The 20164-nt window shown below is 65.6% G+C and carries 12 protein-coding genes; 7 read left to right on the forward strand and 5 right to left on the reverse strand.

Features of this window, described 5'->3' with window-relative positions; all coding sequences use genetic code 11:
- Window positions 1-114: 114 nt before the first annotated feature.
- Entirely contained in the window at window positions 115-843 is a 729-nt protein-coding gene (cysZ, locus tag DN387_RS20195; protein WP_054916276.1) for a sulfate transporter CysZ, read from the forward strand.
- Between the two features lie 51 nt (window positions 844-894).
- Here cysZ and DN387_RS20200 read toward each other — a convergent pair whose 3' ends face one another.
- Window positions 895-2211: a PAS domain-containing methyl-accepting chemotaxis protein gene (locus DN387_RS20200; RefSeq protein WP_043864376.1), complete on the reverse strand. Its 1317-nt coding sequence runs from the start codon at window positions 2209-2211 to the stop codon at window positions 895-897.
- Window positions 2212-2386: 175 nt separating this feature from the next.
- On the opposite strand from DN387_RS20200, the gene DN387_RS20205 reads away from it, so the two are divergent.
- On the forward strand, window positions 2387-3607 hold the full coding sequence (locus DN387_RS20205; RefSeq protein ID WP_043864375.1) for a glycosyltransferase family 1 protein: 1221 nt from the start codon (window positions 2387-2389) through the stop codon (window positions 3605-3607).
- Here the strand turns inward: DN387_RS20205 and DN387_RS20210 are convergent.
- The 3 genes from DN387_RS20210 to DN387_RS20220 form a co-directional block, all read right to left on the reverse strand.
- Window positions 3576-4679: an NADH:flavin oxidoreductase gene (locus DN387_RS20210; protein WP_054916275.1), complete on the reverse strand. Its 1104-nt coding sequence runs from the start codon at window positions 4677-4679 to the stop codon at window positions 3576-3578. The genes DN387_RS20205 and DN387_RS20210 overlap by 32 nt on opposite strands.
- A 166-nt stretch (window positions 4680-4845) precedes the next feature.
- A complete protein-coding gene (locus tag DN387_RS20215) occupies window positions 4846-5328 on the reverse strand; it encodes a glutathione peroxidase (protein ID WP_043864373.1) in 483 nt (160 codons plus the stop codon).
- A 164-nt stretch (window positions 5329-5492) separates the two neighbouring features.
- Window positions 5493-5978 (reverse strand): peptidylprolyl isomerase, encoded by a 486-nt coding sequence (locus DN387_RS20220; protein WP_043864372.1) that lies wholly within the window; start codon window positions 5976-5978, stop codon window positions 5493-5495.
- Between DN387_RS20220 and DN387_RS20225 the strand changes: the two genes are divergently transcribed.
- From DN387_RS20225 to DN387_RS20235, 3 genes are read left to right on the forward strand one after another with little or no spacing between them, the layout of a single operon-like run.
- Window positions 5977-6285: a DUF3565 domain-containing protein gene (locus DN387_RS20225; RefSeq protein ID WP_043864371.1), complete on the forward strand. Its 309-nt coding sequence runs from the start codon at window positions 5977-5979 to the stop codon at window positions 6283-6285. The genes DN387_RS20220 and DN387_RS20225 overlap by 2 nt on opposite strands.
- 33 nt (window positions 6286-6318) lie before the next feature.
- Window positions 6319-8415 (forward strand): phosphate acetyltransferase, encoded by a 2097-nt coding sequence (pta, locus tag DN387_RS20230; protein WP_254506263.1) that lies wholly within the window; start codon window positions 6319-6321, stop codon window positions 8413-8415.
- 2 nt (window positions 8416-8417) lie between these two features.
- Window positions 8418-9311, forward strand: a complete 894-nt coding sequence (locus DN387_RS20235; protein ID WP_054916274.1) for an acyltransferase — start codon at window positions 8418-8420, stop codon at window positions 9309-9311.
- A 74-nt stretch (window positions 9312-9385) separates the two neighbouring features.
- On the opposite strand, the gene DN387_RS20240 is transcribed toward DN387_RS20235, so the two are convergent.
- Window positions 9386-10078, reverse strand: a complete 693-nt coding sequence (locus tag DN387_RS20240; protein WP_043864368.1) for an OmpA family protein — start codon at window positions 10076-10078, stop codon at window positions 9386-9388.
- A gap of 377 nt (window positions 10079-10455) precedes the next feature.
- Between DN387_RS20240 and DN387_RS20245 the strand changes: the two genes are divergently transcribed.
- Both DN387_RS20245 and DN387_RS20250 read left to right on the forward strand, forming a co-directional pair.
- Window positions 10456-12150, forward strand: coding sequence for a ShlB/FhaC/HecB family hemolysin secretion/activation protein (locus DN387_RS20245; RefSeq protein ID WP_054916273.1), 1695 nt, complete (start codon window positions 10456-10458; stop codon window positions 12148-12150).
- 61 nt (window positions 12151-12211) lie between these two features.
- Window positions 12212-20164, forward strand: a 7953-nt coding sequence (locus DN387_RS20250) for a filamentous hemagglutinin N-terminal domain-containing protein (protein ID WP_054916272.1), incomplete at its 3' end; no start/stop codon positions are given.

Consider the following 20164-nt stretch of genomic DNA (forward strand, 5'->3'; position numbering starts at 1 on the left):
CTATTAAATGATCGACAGGGTTTTGTTACCGGGGGTTGCGCGCATTTCGCCGCGCTTTCGCCCAGGCGTCAAACTCGGTAAGGTCGGCGCGTTTACCACCGCTCGGAGCCTTTTATGCAAGCCCCTGTCCTGTCCGGCCCCCAATACCTGCGCGAGGGCCTGAAACTGGTCCTGAGCCCGGGCCTGCGCCTGTTCGTGCTGCTGCCGCTGGCGGTCAACCTGCTGCTGTTCGTGGGCCTGATCTATTTTGCCGGTCACCAGTTCAGCCTGTGGGTGGACTCGCTGATCCCGACCCTGCCGGGCTGGCTGAGCTTTCTCAACTATGTGCTGTGGCCGCTGTTCGTGGTGCTGGTGGTGCTGATGGTGTTCTTCACCTTCACCATGCTGGCCAACATCATCGCGGCACCGTTCAACGGTTTTCTGGCCGAAAAGGTCGAGGTGGTGGTACGTGGCACCGACCCGTTCCCGGCCTTCAGCTGGGGCGAACTGGCGGCCATGGTGCCGCGCACCCTGAGCCGCGAACTGCGCAAGCTGGGCTACTTCGTGCCGCGCGCCCTGGCGCTGTTCATCCTGTCGTGGATCCCGGTAGTCAACATCGTGGCCGCGCCGCTGTGGCTGCTGTTCGGTGTCTGGATGATGGCCATCCAGTACATCGACTACCCGGCAGACAACAACAAGATGAGCTGGCAGGACATGCTCGCCTGGCTGCGCGCCAAGCGCTGGCAGAGCCTGGGCTTTGGCGGCTCGGTGTACCTGGTGCTGCTGATCCCGTTCGTGAACATCGTGATGATGCCTGCCGCCATCGCCGGTGCCACGCTGTTCTGGGTGCGCGAACGCGGCTGACGGTTGCCGGGGCGACGGTGGCGACGGTGCAAGGCCGCCGCCACCGCGCCGTCAGGGCGCCAGCTGGTTGGAGAACTGGCCGACCGCGTCCACCACCTTCTGCGCCCCGTCCTGAATCTCGACGATCACCGTACCGGTCTGCCCGGCCAGCGACAGGCCCTCTTCGGCCTGGCGCTTGCTGTTGTCGATGATGTCGACCGCCGCCTTGGCCAACTGGGCGTTCTGCTGCACCACCCGGGCGATTTCCTCGGTGGCGGTGCTGGTGCGCGAGGCCAGTTGCCGCACCTCGTCGGCCACCACTGCAAAACCCCGGCCCTGCTCGCCGGCACGCGCGGCTTCGATGGCCGCATTGAGCGCCAGCAGGTTGGTCTGCCCGGCAATGTCGCTGATGGTCTTGATGATCGAACCGATCACCTGGGACTGCTTGTCCAGCGCCTCGATGCCGTCGGCGGCCTGCTGCATGTACGTCTCCAGGCCGCGCATGACCTCGACCGTCTGAGTCACCACCTCGGTGGCGCGACGTGCACTGGAGTCGGTGTCCAGGGACGTGGTGTAGGCGATGTCGGCGGCGTGGGCCACCGCCGCTTCCTGGTTGACCTGGTCGGTGATCACGGTGGCGAACTTGACCACCTTGTACAGCACGTCATGGGCGTCGATGATCGGGTTGTACGACGCCTCCAGCCAGACCACGCGGCCATGGGCATCGATGCGCTTGAAGCGCTCGGCCACGAACTCGCCACGGCGCAGTTTTTCCCAGAACTGCTGGTAATGCGCCGAGTTGTACTCTTCCGGCTCGCAGAACATGCGGTGGTGCTTGCCGCGCACCTGCTCCAGGGAATAGCCCATGGTCTTGAGGAAGCGGTCGTTGGCAGCCAGCACCTCGCCGTTGAGGTTGAACTCGATCACTGCCGTGGAGCGCATCAGGGCCTTGATCAGGCTCTCGTGCTCGCGTGACGTCTCGATGGTGCGGGTCAGGTCGCTGGAGTGCAGGGTGAAGTAGCGCAGGCGCCCGTCACTGCCCTTGACCGGCTGCAGGATCGAGCGCAGCCAGGCTTCCTCGCCGTTGCCGCGCAGCAGGCGAAACGCGCCGTTGAGGTGCTCGCCACGGTTGATCGCCTGCTTCATGCGCTGGTAGAAATCCAGCGGCTTCACATGCGCCGGCACGATCTCTTCGATGTTGCGGCCCAGCAGCTGCTGGCTGCTGTAGCGCATCTCTTTCTCGAAGTTGCCGTTGACCGCTTCGATACGGCCCTGGGGGTCCAGTTGCAGCACCAGCATCTCGCTGTCCAGGCTGCACTTGACCTGCTCCATGGTCATCAGCTCTTCGCGCAGCCTGGCATTTTCTTGTTTCAGTTTGCTGTTGAACATCACCGCTCCTGGAGCGAAAGTCTCATTCGAATGCAACTTCATCGGCTGGCGATGCGGCATTCTTGAGGCGCTGGCCAAGCTTATTTTCACAGCGCAAAAGCGCCAATGATCGGGCGTCATGTATCCGTCATTTTGCTGTCATCCGGGCGCAATCGGCACCTCGGAAAATCCCCCCATGACCAGTCCCGCCGCCCTGCACATCACCCTTGTCAGCGAAACCTTCCCACCCGAAATCAATGGCGTGGCCAACACCCTTGGCCGCCTGCACGAAGGCCTGCGCCTGCGCGGCCACCGGGTGGAGCTGGTGCGCCCGCGCCAGGCCGGCGATGCCGCCGGCCCTGCGCAGGCCGACCTGCTGTTGTGCCGTGGCTGGCCCCTGCCCGGCTACCCCGGCCTGCAATGGGGGCAGGTGTCGATGCACAAGCTGCTGCGCCGCTGGCGCCGCGACCGCCCGGACGTGCTGTACATCGCCACCGAGGGGCCACTGGGCCTGAGTGCACTGCGGGCGGCGCGGCGCCTGGGCATCGCGGTGGTCAGCGGCTTTCATACCAACTTCCAGCAGTACTCCGGCCAGTACGGCTTCGGCCTGCTCACGCGGCTGGTCACCCGTTACCTGCGCGGCTTCCACCATCGCTGCCACAGCACCCTGGTGCCCAGCGTCAGCCAGCGCCTGGAGCTGCAGCGGCGCGGCTTCGAACGCCTGACCCTGCTGTCGCGCGGGGTCGACAGCAGCCTGTTCAACCCGGCCCGGCGCCGCCAGAGCTTGCGCGACCAGTGGGGCCTTGGGCCCGACGACATCGCCCTGCTGCATGTGGGGCGCCTGGCCACCGAGAAGAACCTGGGCCTGCTCGGCCAGTGCCTGGACGCCCTGCGCAAGGCCTACCCCCTGCGCAACCTGCGCCTGATCGTGGTGGGGGACGGCCCGCAGCGCGGCGCACTCGAGCAGCAGTTGCCAGGTGCCGTGTTCTGCGGGGTACAGCGCGGCGAATGCCTGGCCGAACACTACGCCTCGGGGGATATCTTCCTGTTCCCGAGCCTGACCGAAACCTTCGGCAACGTGGTGCTGGAGGCGCTGGCCTCCGGCCTTGGGGTGGTGGCCTACGACGAGGCCGCAGCAGCCCAGCACATTCGTCATGGGCACAGTGGCGCACTGGCCATGCCGGGAGATGCAGAGGCCTTCATCGATGCCGCCAGCTGGCTGCTGGAAGACAGCGAGACCTTGCGCCGGGTGCGCCTCAATGCCCGCCAGCATGCCAGCCGCCAGGGCTGGCCGGCCATCGTCGAACAGTTCGAGGCGCACCTGCGCGGCGCCTGCGAACAGGCACCGGCACCGTCTCAGCGCCGCGTCGATGCGGCGCTGCTGGTCAAGCCAGGCTCGTCAGCGCCTCGCGGCTGAACGGCAGGATGTCCTGCTCGCGCCCCTCACGCACCTTGGCCGCCCACTGGGCATCCACCAGCAAAGCACGCCCTACGGCCACCAGGTCGAACTCCTGGTCGCCCAGGCGCTGCAGCAGTTTCTCCAGGCTGGCCGGTTGCGCCACCTTGTCGGTGTCGACCATGAACTGCAGAAACTCCCCATCCAGGCCCACGCTGCCCACGGTGATGGTGGGCTTGCCGGTGAGCAGGCGGGTCCAGCCAGCCAGGTTCAGGTCCGAGCCTTCGAACTCAGGCTCCCAGAAGCGGCGCGTGGAGCAGTGGAAGATATCCACGCCGGCGTCGGCCAGCGGGCGCAGGAACTCGCCCAGCGCCTCGGCGTTGTCGACCAGGCGGGCGCTGTAGTCCTGCTGCTTCCATTGCGAGAAGCGCAGGATGATCGGAAAGTCCGGGCCTACGGCGGCGCGTACCGCCTGCACCAGCTCGATGGCAAAGCGCGAGCGGCCGGCCAGGTCGCCGCCGTACTCATCGCTGCGCTGGTTGCTCGTGGCCCAGAAGAACTGGTCGATCAGGTAGCCGTGTGCGCCGTGGATCTCGACGCCATCCATGCCGATGGCCTTGGCATCGCGGGCAGCCTGGGCGAACGCCTCGATCACGTCGCGGATGTCGGCATGACTCATGCCGTGCACCACCACCTGGCCATCCTTGAGTTTTTCGCTAGGGCCGTAACCCGGCACGCTGGCGTCCGGCTCGGTACCCAGGCGGCGCACGCTGCCCACGTGCCACAGTTGCGGCACGATCCTGCCGCCTTCGGCGTGTACGGCATCGACGACCTTCTTCCAGCCCGCCAGGGCATCTTCACCATGAAAGCGCGGCACGTTGGGGTAACCGTTGGCGGCCGGGTGGTCGACGGTAGTGCCTTCGGTGATGATCAGGCCGACATCGGCAGCGGCGCGGCGGCGGTAATACTCGACCACCTGCGCATGAGGCACACCGCCGGGGCAGAAGGTTCGGGTCATCGGTGCCATGACCACACGGGTCGGCAGCTCGAGGGCGCCCAGCTTGAAGGGGGTGAACAGGGCTTGAGCAGGCATTCGGCGCTCCTGGGAAAGGGATGGCGCCTGAGCATAGGGCGGGATTGTCGCTGACCCCAGTACTATTGATAGCGGTGATCGGGGTGGATTTTTCGCCGGCAAGGCCGGCTCCTGCATACGACGGTGCATCCATTGCAGGAGCCGGCCTTGCCGGCGAAGGGGCACGTCAGGCCAAGGCTTTCTCGATAGCCTGCACCACCGTGGCATCATCCGGCGCAGTACGCGGCGCAAAGCGCGCCAGCACGCGGCCGTCCTTGCCTACCAGAAACTTCTCGAAGTTCCAGGTGATATCCCCCGGGAACTCGGCGCCTTCACCGGCCAGCAGGCGGTACAGCTGATGCCGCTCCGGGCCGTTGACCTCCAGCTTGCTGCCCAGCGGGAAACTCACCCCGTAGTTCAGGCTGCAGAACTGGGCGATCTCCTGCTCGCTGCCCGGCTCCTGCCCGGCAAACTGGTTGCACGGCAGGCCCAGCACGCTGAAGCCCTTGTCCTTGTAATGCTGGTAGAGATTCTCCAGCGCCGCATATTGCGGGGTCAGGCCACATTTGGAGGCGACATTGACCACCAGCACCACCTGCCCCTTGAACGGCGCCAATGGCAACTCCTGGCCATCCAGCGCCTGCAATTTCAGGTCGTGAAATGCACTCATGACGTACTCCCCTTTCCAGTTCCCGGCCAGTTACCGGCATCGGTCCCGGCTGGCGCAACAAATGCTGCCCACTAAAAAAGCGCCCGGCCAAGCCGTCTGCCTCCTGGGAGAACACGACAGACTTGCCCGGGCGCCTTAGCGACCTTCTGAGCTTAGCGCAGAAATCAGTGCTGATGGCCACCTTCGCCATGCACGTGACCATGGGCGATTTCTTCTTCGCTGGCATCACGCACGGCAACGACCTTGACCTTGAAGTTCAGGCGCTGGCCAGCCAGTGGGTGGTTGCCGTCGACGGTCACGTCGTCGCCGTCCAGGTCACGGATGGTCACGATCTGCATCTGGCCATCAGGCGCGGACGCGTGGAACTGCATGCCCACTTCCAGCTCGTCGACACCTTCGAACATGCTGCGGTTCAGGGTGCTGACCAGTTCGGCCAGGTATTCGCCGTAGGCGTCTTCCGGCTCGATGGCAACGTCCAGCTCGGCGCCGGTATCCTTGCCTTCCAGGGCTTTCTCCAGGCCCGGAATGATGTTGCCTGCACCGTGCAGGTAAACCAGCGGCGCGCCGCCGTTGGAGCTATCGATGACCTCACCAGCGTCGTTGGTCAGGGTATAGTCGATGGAGACAGCCTTGTTGGCGGCGATCGGCATGGGGCGAGACCTTTTGCATAAGAATGTAGAACGAACAAGTGTAACCAACGCATCGCCTGAAAGCGAACGCAACCCGGACAAACGGGAAGCCGCTTTTCCCAGCCGGGTGCTGGGTTTTCATCAGGACGAGCATGGCCACTGGGTGGTCGAACTGTCGTGCGGGCATACCCAGCACCTGCGCCACGAACCGCCGTGGCAGTCGCGTGGCTGGGTGCTGGACGCAGACCTGCGCCAGCAACGAATCGGCCAGCCATTTGCCTGCGGCTGGTGCGCTCAGGGGGTCGATAGCGCTACCCTTGGCAATTGATTCTTTTGCAACAGCTCACTTCGAGAAGCTCGCATGCAGACATTTTTCATCGCGCCGACCGACTTTGGTGTCGGCCTGACCTCCATCAGCCTGGGCCTGGTGCGCACCCTGGAACGCGCCGGACTCAAGGTCGGCTTCTTCAAGCCGATCGCCCAGCCCCACCCCGGCGACACCGGCCCGGAACGCTCCACCGAACTGGTCGCCCGCACCCACGGCCTCAAGCCGCCGCAACCGCTGAGCCTGGCGCATGTGGAACGCATGCTCGGCGATGGCCAGCTGGACGAACTGCTCGAAGAGATCATCACCCTGTACCAGCAGGCCTGCATCGGCAAGGACGTGCTGGTGGTCGAGGGCATGGTGCCGACCCGCCATGCCAGCTACGCCGCACGGGTCAACCTGCACCTGGCCAAGAGCCTGGACGCCGAGGTGATCCTGGTGTCGGCGCCGGAAAACGACGTGCTGGCCGAGCTGTCGGGCCGTGTCGAGCTGCAGGCCCAGCTGTTCGGCGGCCCGCGCGACCCCAAGGTGCTGGGCGTGATCCTCAACAAGGTGCGCAGCGACGAACCGATGGACACCTTCGCCAGCCGCCTGCAGGAGCATTCGCCCCTGCTGCGCAGCGGCGAGTTCCGCCTGCTGGGCTGCATCCCGTTCCAGGCCGGGCTCAACGACCCGCGCACCCGCGACGTGGCCGAGCTGCTCGGTGCCCAGGTACTCAACGCCGGCGACTACGAAACCCGGCGCATGAACAAGATCATCATCTGCGCCCGCACCGTGGCCAACACCGTGCCGCTGCTCAAGCCCGGCACGCTGGTGGTGACCCCGGGTGATCGCGACGACATCATCCTGGCCGTCAGCCTGGCGGCGATCAACGGTGTGCCACTGGCCGGCCTGCTGCTGACCAGCGACAGCAAGCCCGACCCGCGCATCCTCGAACTGTGCCAGGGCGCCCTGCTGGCCGGCCTGCCGGTGCTGTCGGTGAGTACCGGCTCCTACGACACCGCCAACCAGCTGAACCAGTTGAACAAGGAAATCCCGGTGGACGACCGCGAGCGTGCGGAGATCATCACCGACTTCGTGGCCAGCCACCTGGACGCCGACTGGCTCAACCAGCGCTGCGGCACCCCGCGCGAGATGCGCCTGTCGCCTGCGGTGTTCCGCTACCAGCTGATCCAGCGAGCCCAGCAGGCCAACAAGCGCATCGTGCTGCCCGAAGGCGCCGAGCCGATGACCGTGCAGGCCGCCGCCATCTGCCAGGCCCGCGGCATCGCCCGCTGCGTGCTGCTAGCCAGGCCCGAGGACGTACAGGCAGTGGCCCGCGCCCAAGGCATCAGCCTGCCCGAGGGGCTGGAGATTCTGGACCCGGACCTGATTCGCGAGCGCTACGTCGAGCCTATGGTCAGCCTGCGCAAGAGCAAGAGCCTGAACGCGCCGATGGCCGAGCAGCAGCTAGAAGACCCGGTGGTGATCGGCACCATGATGCTGGCCCTGGACGAGGTCGACGGCCTGGTCTCGGGCCTGGTGCACTCCACCGCCAACACCATCCGCCCGGCCCTGCAACTGATCAAGACCGCCCCCGGCTGCAGCCTGGTGTCGTCGGTGTTCTTCATGCTGTTCCCCGAGCAGGTGCTGGTGTATGGCGACTGCGTGATGAACCCGCACCCCACTGCCGGCGAGCTGGCCGAAATTGCCCTGCAAAGCGCCGATTCGGCCGAAGCCTTCGGCATTACCCCGCGGGTGGCGATGATCAGCTATTACAGTGGCGATTCGGCCAGCGGCGAAGAGGTCGAGAAGGTGCGCGAGGCCACCCTGCTGGCCCAGGAAACCCAGCGTGGCCTGCAGATCGATGGGCCGTTGCAGTACGACGCCGCCGCCAACCAGGACATCGCCCGCCAGCTGGCACCCAACAGCAAGGTGGCCGGACGCGCGACGGTGTTCGTGTTCCCCGACCTGAACACCGGCAACACCACCCACAAGGCCGTGCAGCGCAGCGCCGATTGCGTGAGCCTGGGGCCGATGCTGCAGGGCCTGCGCAAGCCGGTCAACGACCTGCCGCGTGGCGCCCAGGTCGACGACATCGTCTACACCATTGCCCTGACCGCGATTCAGGCCAACCGCTCGCTGGATAACTGACCATGCTCGCTTTTCTGCCCGCGCCCGTGCGCGGAGTCATCGGCTCGCTGCTGCTGGCCGCCAACACCATCCTGTGCTGCACACCGCTGTTCATCGTCAGCCTGTTCAAGCTGTGCCTGCCCTTTGCCGCCGCGCAGCGCGTCACCGACGAACTGATGCGGCACATCCACGAAGCCTGGATCAGCAACAACAAGGGCTGGATGAACCTGGTCGGGCGCACCCGCTGGGACATCGAGGGGCTGGCCGGGCTGGACTACCAGCACAGCTACCTGGTGACCAGCAACCACCAGAGCTGGGTGGACATCATGGTGCTGCAATACGTGCTCAACCGGCGTATCCGACCGCTCAAGTTCTTCCTCAAGCAGGTGCTGATCTGGGTGCCGGTGATCGGCCTGGCCTGGTGGGCGCTGGGCTTCCCCTTCATGAAGCGCTACAGCAAGGCCTACCTGGCCAAACACCCAGAAAAACAGGGCAAGGACCTGCAGACCACACGCCGTACCTGCGCCAGGTTCCGTGGCAAGCCCACGGCGATCTTCAACTTTGCCGAAGGCACGCGTTTCACCCCCGCCAAGCATGCCGAACAGGGTTCGCCGTTCCGGCACCTGCTCAAACCCAAGGCGGGCGGCATTGCCTTCGTGCTGGATGCGATGGGCGAGCAACTGGAGTCGATCATCAACGTGACGATCCATTACCCGCAGGGCACACCGGGCTTCTGGGACCTGCTGTGCGGGCGAGTGGCGCGGGTGGAGGTGACGTTCGAGGCGCTGGCGATTCCCAAGGAATTTCTGGGACGCAGCTACGACCAGGATGAAGCCTACAGGCTGGCGTTCCAGCAGTGGATCAACCGGTTGTGGGAAGAGAAGGATGAACGGCTGGAGCGGATGCGCCAGCAGTGAGCCCTTCGCCGGCAAGGCCGGCTCCTACAACGGCGTGAGCCCCCTGTAGGAGCCAGCATTGCTGGCGAAAAGATTTACTGGTACTGCTGCCCAGGAATCGGCTTGAGGTTCACCTCCACCCGACGGTTCTGCGCACGCCCGTTGGCATCGGCGTTGCTCGCGATCGGCTGGTCCGGGCCCAGGCCACGCGCACTCACGCGCGAAGGGTCGACGCCCTGGGAGGTCAGGTAGGTGCTCACGGCCTGTGCACGACGCTGCGACAGGTCCATGTTGTGCTGGCGACTGCCGGTGCTGTCGGTGAAACCGACCACTTCGATGGTGTTCTGGTTGAACTGCTTGAACGAGTTGGCCAGGTTGTTCAGCGGCGCGTAGAAGCTTGGTGCAATGCTCGCCGAGTCGGTGGCGAAGGTGATGTTGCCCGGCATGATCAGCTTGATCTGGTCGCCTTGACGCTGCACTTCGACACCGGTGTTGGCCATGCTCTCGCGCAGTGCCGCCTCCTGGCGGTCGGCGTAGTAGCCGTAGCCGGCGGCGGCGGCGCCCACCGCAGCGGCGCCGATCAACGCACCCTTGCCACGGTTGTTGTGGTCGATGGCGGCACCGGCAACGGCACCGGCCAATGCGCCCAGGCCGCCGTACTTGGCGGTCTTGCTCATCCCGGTGGAGCCTTGCGCCTGGCCCTGGTTGTCATAGGGGTTCTGACTGGCGCAGCCAGTCATCAGGGCAGCAGCAGTAGCGACGATAATCAGACGACGCATGGTGAACATGGACAAGCTCCTACAGAATTCGTGTATGCAGCGGACCGACGGCGGTTCCCTGCCAGGCTTGGAACGCGAGCTGCGATAAAAATTCCCTCGGGACAAACTGTAGTCTACTGGCTGCCACGGTAAACCCGAAAAGTGCGAAGCCGGCGGCCCCCCCAAACAAACAGGATGTTCATCACGCGCACCGGTCAGAACCGAGTGCACGTCTGCGCCCTGCAAATTCGACGCTGTTCACCCCATGCGCAGCAACCGGAAACCTCCTACACCCGTTACAAAAATGACGTCAATTAGCCATCACTTCGACGCTTTTTTGCAGTATCCTGCGCCGCGTTTGTAGGAAACAGACGTTCTTTTTGCATAACGAGTGATGGATCACCCTCATGCTCTACCTCTTCCGTCGCCTGGCTTTCGGCCTGGCGCTGCTGCCGTTTTTCGCCTCGGCCGACCCGCTGCAAACCCCAGGCGACCGCGACCTGATCCGCGACCGACAGGAGCGGCTGCTGCAAGAACAGCGCAAACGCCTGCAGGAGCTGCAAAGCCTCCCAGGCAGGGCTGCGCCCCAGGTGCCAGCCAGCACACCTGAAGACACCCGTTGCTTTACCATCCGTCACATAGTGCTCGAGGGCGCCGAGCACCTGGGCGAGCGCGAGCAGCGCCGTCTGCTCGAACCCTACGAAGGCCAGTGCCTGGGTGTCGGCCAGCTCAATGCGCTGCTCAAGGTGGTCACCGATCACTACCTCAACCGTGGCTACATCACAACCCGCGCCTACCTGCCCCAGCAGGACCTGTCCTCCGGCACCCTGCAGATCACTGTCGTCGAAGGGCGCCTGGACGGCCTGGACAGCTCCAGCCTGGCCAGCCCGCGCGAGCTGGCCATGGCCTTCCCCGGCACCACCGGCGAGGTACTGAACCTGCGCGAACTGGAGCAACTGGTCGACCAGCTGACCCGCCTGCCCTCGCGCCAGGCGCAACTGGAACTGGTGCCGGGCGACGAGGTGGGCAGCAGCCGGGTGCAACTGCAGGGGCAGCGCGACAAGCCCTGGCGCGTGTCGGCCACGCGCAACAATGACGGCGACCGCAGCAGCGGTGAACAGCAGATGGGCCTGGGCCTGGACTGGGACAGCCCACTGGGCCTGGCCGATCAGTTCAGCCTGAGGGCCAATCAGGACGCGGTCAGCGACCACTGGCGCCACTCCGACAGCCAGTACCTGAACTACAGCGTGCCATGGGGCTGGTGGACCTTCACCTACAGCTACAACCAGAGCTACTACCGTACCCGCGACGATTCCAGCGGCTTTACCTTCAAGCTCGATGGCGACAGCCAGATGCACCAACTGCGCGTCGAGCGCGTGATACACCGCGATGCCCTGAGCAAGACGGCGGTCAACCTCGGCATCAGCCACCTGCGTACCAACAACTACCTGGACGACAGCCTGATCGACGTGTCGAGCACGCGCCTGAGCGAAAGCCAGCTGGGCGTGAACCATGGGCGGCGCATCGGCACCGCCTTCCTCAACCTCGACGCCGGCTGGCAGCAAGGCATCGGCGCCTTCGACGCCCAGGGCGCGGGCAACCCGCACGGCACCGAACCGGTTGCCCGCTACAACAAATACAGCCTGACCCTGAGCTACCTGCAGCCGTTCACCCTGTGGGGCGAAGCCTTCAGCTTCGACAGCCTGGCCACCGGCCAGCGCAGCGAAGACCCGCTCTACAGCCCGCAGCGCATCAGCGTGGGCGGGCTCAACTCGGTACGCGGGTTCAAGCAGCAGACCCTCACCGGCAATAGCGGCGGCTACTGGCGCAACCAGTTGCGTTGGCGTCGCCCGGTGAGCTGGGCGCCCTTGCAGCCCTTCGTGCAGGAGTACGGCGCGGCACTGGCCTACGACGTGGGCGTGATAAAGGGCGACCACAACAACCCCGACACCCATGGCCGCCTGAGCGGCAACGCCGTGGAACTGAACCTGCGCGGGCAGTACTTCGCCGCCAGCGTCAGTTTTGCCCGCTCGTTGCAGCGGCCCGACAGCCTCGAACGTCGTGAACACCCGATCTACGTGCGCATGGACGCGTTCTTCTGACCGGCCCCCCAGCCGATTAACGTGCCCTGATGGAGGGGCACCGATTTTCCGGAGTATTGACATGGACGCCCGCAGCCCGTTGAACCAGTACCTGGCCCTGATCGTTGCCGGGGTCATGTTCCTCAACCCGATCGTCGCCACCGCCGCGCAGGTTACCGTGGATGCGGCGGCCAAGGCCGGCACCACGGTGGGCGCAGCCGGCAACGGGGTGCCCATCGTCAACATCGCCCGCCCCAACGGCAGCGGGCTGTCGAGCAACACCTTTCGCGACTACAACGTCGGCAAGCAGGGGCTGATCCTCAACAATGCCACCAACAAGACCCAGAGCACCCAGCTGGGCGGCATCATCGTGGGCAACCCCAACCTCAAGGGCCAGGCGGCCAAGGTCATCCTCAACCAGGTGACCGGGGGCAACCGCAGCACCCTGGCGGGCTACACCGAAGTGGCCGGCTCCGCTGCGCGGGTGATCGTGGCCAACCCCCACGGCATCACCTGCAACGGTTGCGGCTTCATCAATACCCCGCGCGCCACGCTGACCACCGGCAAACCGATCATGGACGGCGAACGCCTGGACCGCTTTCAGGTCGATGGCGGCGACATCGCGCTCGAAGGCGCCGGGCTCAATGCCAGCAATGTCGAACAGTTCGACCTGATCACCCGCAGCGCCAAGCTCAACGCCACGTTGCACGCCCAGCAACTGAACATCGTTACCGGACGCAACGACGTCAAGGCCGACAGCCTGCAGGTCACGCCACGGGCGGACGACGGCAGCGGCAAACCCTTGCTGGCCATTGACAGTTCCGCACTGGGTGGCATGTACGCCGGCGCCATCCGCCTGGTGGGCACCGAAAAGGGCGTGGGGGTGAAACTGGCCGGCAACATGGCCTCCACCGCCAGTGACGTGCAGATCGACGTGAACGGCAAGCTGAGCCTGGGCAATGTCACCGCCGAGCGCGACCTGAAAATCGCCGCCCACCAGGTCGAGCTCGAAGGCAAGACCTACGCAACGCGCAACGCCGAGATTCGCAGCGCCGAGCAACTGGTCAACCGGCAAAGCCTGGCTGCTCGCGAACGCATCGACGTGGCAGCCAGGCAGATCGACAACCGCGGCGTGATCGAAGCCGGTGTCGAAGCCAACAACACCCGCAACAACCGCGGCGACCTGCACCTGGCCAGTCAGGACCTGCGCAACAGCGCCAGCGTGGTTGCCAGCCGCCAACTCGAAGTGACCGCCCGCGCCAACCTGGACAACCAGGGTGGCAGCCTGAAGGGCGCTACCACCACGGTGACCGCCGGCAAACTGGACAACCGCCAGGGCCAGGTACTGGCCAGCCACACCCTCACGCTCAAGGCCGACACGCTGGACAACCGCGACAAGGGCCTGCTGCATAGCCAGCGCAGCACCGTGGTGCAGGCCAACTCCGGCCTGAACAACCAGGGTGGTCGAGTGATCGGCCTCGACAGCCTGGCCATTGACGCACCGCAGTTGGACAACAGCAACGCAGGATTGCTGGCCAGCAACCGGCAGGTGCTGATTCAAAGCCACGCGCTGAACAACCAGGCCGGCGAGGTTTCCGGCGCACGCAACGAAGTGCGCAGCGCCAGCGTGAACAACCAGGGCGGCAAACTGCTTGGAGGCGACGTGCTGCTGATCGCCAGCGCTGCCATCGACAACCGCCTGGGCCTGATCTCGGCCAGTCAGCACCTGGACATCCAGGGCCTTGGCCTGAACAACAGCAACAAGGGCGCCCTGCTCAGTCAGGGCACGCTGAACACCCGCATCAGCGGCCTGCTGGACAACCGCAACCAGGGCAACGTGGTGAGCGAAGGCGCGCTGCAGGTCACGGCCGGCCAATTGAACAACAGTGGCAGCGGCCTGCTGTCGAGCAAGGCCACACTGACGCTTTCGGGTGAGCGGCTGGACAATCGAGGCGGTGTACTGGTTGCCAATCAGGGGCTGACGGTGGTCGGCGACACCCTCGACAACAGTGGCGGCGGCAAAGCCAGCACCCAGGCCGACCTGGTCGTTGACGTGGGCACGCTGCGCAACCATGACGCCGGCAAGCTGCTCGGCCAGGGCCGCGTGACCCTCGACGCCAAGCACATCGACAACCAGCGCGCCGGGCAGATCGTCGGCAACGATGCGGTGACTATCACCACCCACGACCTGCTCAACCAGCAAGGTGTGGTGTCGAGCATCGGCACGGTGGGCATCGCAGCTACCGGGCAACTGGACAACACCAGCGGCAAGGTCATCGGCGACAGCGGCCTGACCCTCACCGTGCAGCGTCTGCTCAACCAGAGCAAGGGCCTGCTGGCTGGACGCGATGGGGTAGTACTGCGCGGCGCCGAGTTGCTCAACAGCGATGCCGGCCGGGTCAGCAGCCTGGCTTCGGTCGATATCGAACTCAGCGGCACGCTGGACAACAGCGTGGGCGGCGAGCTGGTCAGCGAGGGCCGCCTGAGCCTGAGTGCAGCTCAGTTGGACAACCACAACAAGGGCCTGGTATCGGCCATCGATACCTTGAATGTGGTCAGCCACGGCGCCCTGAACAACCAGGGCGGGACCCTGGTGACCGACGCCGCGTTGTCGATCCGCAGCGCGAACCTGGACAACCGTCATGGCGGCGCAATCAGCGCGGTGGGCGCACTCGAGCTGCGCAGTGGCGGGCTCGACAACCGCGACAAGGGCCGCATCGGCAGCGACACCGGCATAACCCTGCATGGCGCCCAGTTGTACAACGGCGAACAGGGCCGCATCACCTCCAGGGGCAAGATCGAGGCCACCCTCAGCGGGCTGGACCAGCGCGATGGCGGCTACCTGTTCAGCGCAACCGGCATCAGCCTGGACCTGCAGGGCGGCACACTGATCAACCGCGACAAGGGCGTGATCGCCAGCCCCGGCCAACTACTGCTGCGCCAGATCGGCGCGCTGGACAACAGCGCCGGTGGCGAGATATCCAGTGACCTCGGCTACAGCCTGCACACCGATCGCCTGGACAACCAGGGCGGGCGCCTGATCAGCGCCGACAGCCTCATCCTGCGCATCGCCAACGCCCTGGACAACAGCCGCAACGGCGTACTGTCGGCGGGCGCCGGGCTGGATATCGAAGCCGGCAGCCTGAGCAACACCCATGGCGGCACCCTGGCCAGCCGTGGCGACATCGGGCTGACCCTCGAAGGCCTGCTGGCCAACCAGCATCAGGGCACCCTGTCGGCAGGCGGCAATCTGCGCCTGAACAGCGGCGTTTTCGACAACAGCGACCAGGGGCTGGTATCCGCCAACCTGGGCTTGCACATCGACACCGGCACCCTGGACAACAGCCAGGGCGGCCAGTTGATCAGCCAGGGCGATGCACGCATCGACAGCACTACGCTGGATAACCGCAGCGGCGCCATCACCAGCGCCAAAGCCTTGCTGTTGAACAGCACCGACCTGCGCAACGGCGCCTACGCCAACGCCCTGCCCGGTGGCCGCATCAGCAGTGACGCCAACCTCACGATCACTGCCCGCCACCTGGACAATGGCCCGCGCGGCGAACTCTCGGCCAAGGGCGACCTGCGCCTGAGCGTACAGCGACTGATCCAGCAGCAAGGCCGCCTGATCGGCGAACAGGCCGTGCACCTGAACCTGCAAGGCGGCACGCTGGACAACCAGGGCGGGCTGATTCACGCCCGCGGCCCGCTGACCTTCGAGCGCCTGGGGCTGGTCGACAACAGCAATGGCGGTGAGATATCCAGCGAGCAGGCATTCAGCCTGCTCGCCACGCAACTCGACAACCAGCACAAGGGCCGCCTCATCAGCGCGGGCACATTGCAGGTCGAGGCCACCAGCATCGACAACAGCAACGCGGGGCTTGTCTCGGGCCTGCAGGGCCTTGAGGTCAGGGGCACTACGCTGGACAACCGCGGCGCCGGCACCCTCTCCAGCCAACATGGCCGCCTCGACGTGCACCTTGAAGACACCCTGGACAACCGCGACCAGGGCGCACTGGTCAGCCTTGGCAGGCAGCAGATCACTGCCACGCGCCTGGATAACCGACACGGCATCATCGCCGGCGAAGCCGATGTGACCCTGAGCATCGACGGCCGGCTCGACAACAGCCAGGGTGGCCTGATCGCGGCCACCCAAACCCTGAGCCTGAACCGTACCAGCAGCGTGATCGACAACAGCGGCGGCCAGCTCAATGGCCAGCGCCTGGAAATCGACGGCAAGCAGCTGAACAACCAGAACGGCCAGGTGACCAGCCAGGGCGCACTGCGCGTCACCCTGCTCGGCGCGCTGCTCAACACCCAGGGCGCACGCCTGGCCAGTGGCGGCGACCTGCTGCTAAACAGCGCCAACCTCGACAATCGCGGCGGCAGGCTGGTCAGCCAGGCCTTGCTGCGCATCGGCGCCGACAGCCTGAACAACAGCGCTGGCGGCACACTGGCCAGCCAGCAGAACCTGGTATTACGTCTGAAGGGCGACCTGCTCAACCAGCAGGACGGCCTGGTATTCAGCGAACGCGGCAGCCTCGACATCCAGGCCCAGGCCCTCGACAACCAGGCGGCGAGCCTCAAGGCCCAGGGCAATATCCTGCTGCGCCTGGGCGACGACCTGCGCAATCAGGGCGGGCGCGTGGACAGCGTGGCCGGCAACCTCGATATCCACAGCACCCACCTGAACAACAGCGCCGGCGGCATGCTCAATAGCAGCCAGGGCCGGCTCACGCTGGTCAGCGGCCTGCTCGACAACAATGCTGGCACCCTCCAGGCCCAGACGCTGGACCTCGAGGCCCGCGACGGCCTGCACAACCGCAAGGGTTTCATCTCTGCCTTGTCCGGCGACAACCGCATCGCCACCGCCACGTTCGACAACCAGGGCGGCGGGCTGTATGCCGCAGGATGGCTGGGTGTGAACGCCGGGCAGTTCCTCAACCAGGCCGGCAAGGTGGGTGCCGGGCGCATCGACTTCGACCTGTCGGGCCTGCTCGACAACCAACTGGGCCAGCTCGAGAGCGAGGCTGACCTGGCCCTGCGCAGCCAGACGCTGAACAACGCCAATGGCAGCCTGCGCGCGCTGGGGCGCAGCGGCACCACCCTGATCAGCACCCGCGAGACGTTCAACAACAACGCTGGCCTGCTGGAAACCGCCAACCAGCACCTGGACCTGCAAGTCGCCGGCCTGAGCAACAACAGCGGGCAGTTGCTGCACACCGGTAGCGGCAACTTCGGCCTGGCCGCCGACAAGGTGATGCGTGCGGGCGGCCTGCTGTACACCAACGGCCTGCTCGACATCAAGGCCGCCAACTGGACCAACAGCAGCGTATTGCAGGCCGCGCGCCTGAACCTGGACATCGGCCAGTTCACCCAGACCGCGAGCGGCAAGCTGCTGGCGGCGCAGAGTTTCACCGGCAAGGGGGTCAATTGGCGCAACGACGGCCTGCTGGCCGGCGACGGCAGTTTGCGGCTCGACCTCACCGGCACCTACAACGGCACCGGGCGCACCACCAGCCTGGGCAACCTGACCCTGAACGCGGCCAGCATCGACCTTGCCAGCACCAGCACCCTTACCGGGGGCGCCACCAGCGTGGTGAGCGCCACCAACACCTTGACCAACCGCGGGCGGATCACCTCGGCGGGCAATCTGACCGCCACGGCCGGCACGCTCGACAACTACGCCACCCTGGGCGGCGCCACGGCCTTGCGCATCAATGCCGACACCCTGCGCAACGACCGCGGGCTGATCTTCAGCGGCAACGATATGACGCTGCGGGTAGGCACCTTCACCAACACCTATGCCGACCTGTACAGCCTCGGCGGGCTGAGCATCGCCCGTGATGACCGAGGTACCCGTGCCACGCACGTGGAGAACATTTCCGGCAGCCTGGAAAGCGCCGGCAACATGAGCCTGCTGGCCGACACCCTGATCAATCGCAAGGACAAGCTCACGGTCCGGACCGAGCGGGTATCGGGGAGCATCAACACCTATGCCGACGACCATTGCAAGGGCAAGGGCTGCGAGTTCCAGTTCACCGCCGTCGAGATCTCCCACGATGTCATCGACCAGGACAGCCAGGCCGCATCGATCACCACAGGTGGCAGCCTGACGTTCAGCGGCAACGAGTTCAGCAACCGCTACAGCAGCGTCTCTGCCGCCCGCAACATCAGCATCGACACTGCCGTACTCAACAACATTGGCGTGAGCGGTGGCGAGCAGCGCAACTTGAACGGCAGTTTCTACAGCCGTAACCGGTCGCACTATTCCGGCTTCATGCAAAAGAAGAACGCGTTCAACCAGTCCGGCGTACCCGGCATGGAAACCCTGGACCAATTCCTGGCCGCCGGCGGCTACCCCGGCAAAGGCGTATACAGGTTGAGCGACAACCGCACGCCCATCGCTGGCGCCGTGGTCTCCCCTGCCGTCATCCAGGCTGCGGGCGCCGTCACCATCAACGCCACCGAGCGCATCGACAACAGTGTGGTGCGCGCCAATGCCAGCGGGGTCGGCGGCATCGGCCAACGCGGTGCCAATGCCGACAAGGCCACCGCGCAAACCTCGGTACGTGCCGTTACCTCGCAGTTGCCGCCCGACCTGGCACAGCGCCAGGTCAACCCGGTCACGCTGCCAAGCTTCAGCCTGCCGCAGGGCGAGCACGGCCTGTTCCGCCTTAGCGGGCAGACCGGCCAGACAGCCCAGGCCAGCGGTGCACTGGCCGCAGGTGCCGACCTGACTCAGCACGGGCAAGCCGGCACGCTGGGCAGCCTGGCCAACACTGCCACCGGCAACGCCGGCCAGGGTCACTGGGCAGGCCCTGACGCACAGGCTGCCAGCGTTGCCGGGCAAACCGGTACGGGCCTGGACGGCTTGCCGGCAGGCGTGAAGCTGGTACAGGGCGTGCCAACCCCGGCAACTGCCAGCCAGCCGCACAAGTACCTGGTGGAAACCAACCCGGTGCTCACCGACCTGAAGAAATTCCTCAGTTCCGACTACCTGTTGGGTAGCCTCGACATCGACCCCGACGCCACCAAGAAGCGCCTGGGCGACGGCCTGTACGAACAGCGCCTGATCCGCGAAGCGGTAGTGGAGCGCACCGGGCAGCGCTTGATCGCCGGGCTGGACAGCGACGAGGCGATGTTCCGCTACCTGATGGACAACGCCATTGCCAGCAAGGATGCGCTGAGCCTGAGCGTAGGCGTGTCGCTGAGTGCCGAGCAGGTGGCCGCCCTCACCCACGACATCGTGTGGATGGAAACCATCGAGGTCAACGGCGAGCAGGTGCTGGCCCCGGTGCTCTACCTGGCCCAGTCCGAAGGACGCCTGGCGCCCAACGGCGCGTTGATCCAGGGGCGCGATGTCAGCCTGATCAGCGGCGGCGAGCTGAACAACGTCGGCACCCTGCGCGCCAGCAACAACCTTTCCGTCACCGCCGGCAACATCGACAGCAGCGGCCTGATGGAAGCCGGCCAGCGCCTCGACCTGCTGGCCACCGATTCCATCCGCAACAGCGCCGGCGGCATCCTCAAGGGCCGCGACGTGAGCCTGTTGGCCCTGACCGGCGATGTCATCAACGAGCGCAGCGTCACCCGCCTGGACGATCGTGTCGGCGGCGAGCACGTGGTGCAGAACATCGTCAACAATGCGGCGCGCATCGAGGCTGCCAACGACCTGACCCTCTCGGCCGGTCGCGACATCGGCTTTGTCGGTGGCGTGGCCACCGCCGGCGGCAACATTGCGCTGAGCGCCGAGCGCGACCTCTATATCGCCAGCCAGCAAGTCACCGACAGCCACGAGTACCAGCGTCGCCGCGTCAGCGGCTACGACAGCACCACCACCCAGTACGTCAGCCAAGTGCAGGCTGGCGGCAGCTTCAGTGCCTCGGCCGGGCAAGACCTGTCGGTCATCGCCAGCGAGATCGAGGCACGTCGCGACATCGCCCTGGAGGCTGGGCGCGACGTGTTCATCGCTGCTGCGGCAGACGAAGACCATGCCTATTCCAAAGGCAGAAAAGGCAACACCAAAACCGAGAAA

It is taken from the genome of Pseudomonas sp. FBF18, assembly GCF_024261405.1.
GTDB lineage: Bacteria > Pseudomonadota > Gammaproteobacteria > Pseudomonadales > Pseudomonadaceae > Aquipseudomonas > Aquipseudomonas palmensis.

Coding starts and splice junctions, on each gene's coding strand:
- cysZ (WP_054916276.1), top strand. CDS start 115: ATGCAAGCCCCTGTCCTGTCCGGCCCCCAATACCTGCGCGAGGGCCTG.
- DN387_RS20200 (WP_043864376.1), bottom strand. CDS start 2,211: ATGTTCAACAGCAAACTGAAACAAGAAAATGCCAGGCTGCGCGAAGAG.
- DN387_RS20205 (WP_043864375.1), top strand. CDS start 2,387: ATGACCAGTCCCGCCGCCCTGCACATCACCCTTGTCAGCGAAACCTTC.
- DN387_RS20210 (WP_054916275.1), bottom strand. CDS start 4,679: ATGCCTGCTCAAGCCCTGTTCACCCCCTTCAAGCTGGGCGCCCTCGAG.
- DN387_RS20215 (WP_043864373.1), bottom strand. CDS start 5,328: ATGAGTGCATTTCACGACCTGAAATTGCAGGCGCTGGATGGCCAGGAG.
- DN387_RS20225 (WP_043864371.1), top strand. CDS start 5,977: ATGGGGCGAGACCTTTTGCATAAGAATGTAGAACGAACAAGTGTAACC.
- DN387_RS20220 (WP_043864372.1), bottom strand. CDS start 5,978: ATGCCGATCGCCGCCAACAAGGCTGTCTCCATCGACTATACCCTGACC.
- pta (WP_254506263.1), top strand. CDS start 6,319: ATGCAGACATTTTTCATCGCGCCGACCGACTTTGGTGTCGGCCTGACC.
- DN387_RS20235 (WP_054916274.1), top strand. CDS start 8,418: ATGCTCGCTTTTCTGCCCGCGCCCGTGCGCGGAGTCATCGGCTCGCTG.
- DN387_RS20240 (WP_043864368.1), bottom strand. CDS start 10,078: ATGTTCACCATGCGTCGTCTGATTATCGTCGCTACTGCTGCTGCCCTG.
- DN387_RS20245 (WP_054916273.1), top strand. CDS start 10,456: ATGCTCTACCTCTTCCGTCGCCTGGCTTTCGGCCTGGCGCTGCTGCCG.